The organism is Psychrobacter sp. (assembly GCF_035469765.1).
Taxonomy (GTDB): Bacteria; Pseudomonadota; Gammaproteobacteria; order Pseudomonadales; family Moraxellaceae; genus Psychrobacter.
On the sequence record NZ_DATIRM010000230.1, the window covers coordinates 1 to 1,608 of the forward strand.

Consider the following 1,608-nt stretch of genomic DNA (forward strand, 5'->3'; position numbering starts at 1 on the left):
ATCAGCAGCTAAAATATTGGCTGAGTCATTTAGCATTGGCTAAAAAGGCAGGACAAGCTGGCGCGCAGATGACTAAGCAGCAGCAAGCCGTATTAAGTCGTCAGTTAACGATGATTGAAAAGGTTATCGAGCAGCATGCTATGCAAAACATTAGCCAAGATTTAAAATCAGAATCACTATGAACTGTATCTTATTACCGGCTGCAAACTTCTCTAATGAATCTGCACATATCAATGCAGCGGCGCAAATTGAACATGTTAATCAAGTGTTGGGGGCAAAAGTAGGCGAGACCCTAAAAATTGGGCAGCTAGAAGGTAATCTTGGCAGCGCTGTCATCGCTGATATGACGCCTGAGCGTATTTTGCTAAGTAATGTAAGTTTAACATCAGCACCGCCGCCTAAGCTTGACCTCACTGTGGTATTAGCATTGCCCCGTCCAAAAGTATTACGCCGGCTGATTATGGATATGACCGCGCTTGGCGTCCGCGATATCATCCTGATTAACAGCTATCGTACGCAAAAAAGCTACTGGCAAAGCCCGATGCTGAGTCGGCTTGATGAGTTTGTATTAGAAGGTCTGCAGCAAGGTATTGACACAGTAGCGCCGCGAATCAGTGTGCAAAAACGCTTTAAGCCTTTTGTTGAAGATGAATTAGCACAGTTAATCACCAATCGCGCTATTGTTGCCCATCCTTATAGTGCATTGTCATTTTCACAATATGTGCAACAACAATTAGAAAGCTCTGAATTGCCTCATAGGTCAGTATTGCCAAGTATGGTTTTTATCGGCGCAGAAGGCGGCTGGATTGACTATGAAGTTGAGCTACTTGCAAGGCAAGGCTGCCAAGCGGTACATATAGGTGCGCGAATATTGCGCACCGAAGCGGCGGTTAATGCTATTTTGGGGCAATGGCTGTTATAAAGTAATAGCTACGATAAATCTCATTTGAAAAACGCGGCAAGATTCATTACAACGGCATCAAAACCCCATTAAAAAATCACTATACACAGCATTAATTGTCGATTATTTCACTGAATAATCGGGCTAAATAAATGTATTGATAATTAATCTCATTTCCATTAGTATATGTCTTTCCAGACATTAGGGGTCTATTAATCCTATCAATCCATAATTTTTAATGTCTTTTTATCCTACCTATCTGCCGCGCTATTATGGGGAAAACCATGTCATTGAATGTGATCAGTGCAAATTTATCGTCTACCAAGCTTACTTTACCTGTTGCCGTATTTGGCATGATGTTAGCGCTTGCTGGCTGTAGTAAGCCCTCGACGCCAGAAGAAAGCGTTGAAACCGAAACGCCAGCGCCAAGCACTGAGCAAGAAGTAGCAAAAGACAACGCGGCTAGCGCTGATGGACAGACAGTGACTATCTACTCATCACGTAACGAGCAGTTAATCAAGCCATTGTTAGATCGTTATACTGAACAGACGGGTGTGAAGGTTGAGCTGGTTACAGACAAAGATGGTCCACTTATGGCGCGTCTGCAAGCTGAAGGTCAGAATACCCCAGCCGATATGCTTTTGACAGTTGATGCGGGTAACTTATGGCAAGCGTCTGAGCAAGGTTTATTACAACCTGTTGCTTCT

Annotated in this window: 1 protein-coding gene and 2 pseudogenes; all 3 read left to right on the top strand. The window is 43.4% G+C overall.

Translation table 11 applies throughout. The features are described from left to right. A pseudogene (locus tag VLN09_RS06545) lies at positions 1 to 182 on the top strand (3-deoxy-D-manno-octulosonic acid transferase); the annotation flags it as partial. Then, on the top strand, positions 179 to 922 hold the full coding sequence (locus VLN09_RS06550) for a 16S rRNA (uracil(1498)-N(3))-methyltransferase (protein WP_325244832.1): 744 nt from the start codon (positions 179 to 181) through the stop codon (positions 920 to 922). The pseudogene VLN09_RS06545 and the gene VLN09_RS06550, both read left to right, overlap by 4 nt. 263 nt (positions 923 to 1,185) lie before the next feature. Beyond that, a pseudogene (locus VLN09_RS06555) lies at positions 1,186 to 1,608 on the top strand (Fe(3+) ABC transporter substrate-binding protein); the annotation flags it as partial.

Coding starts and splice junctions, on each gene's coding strand:
- VLN09_RS06550 (WP_325244832.1), top strand. CDS start 179: ATGAACTGTATCTTATTACCGGCTGCAAACTTCTCTAATGAATCTGCA.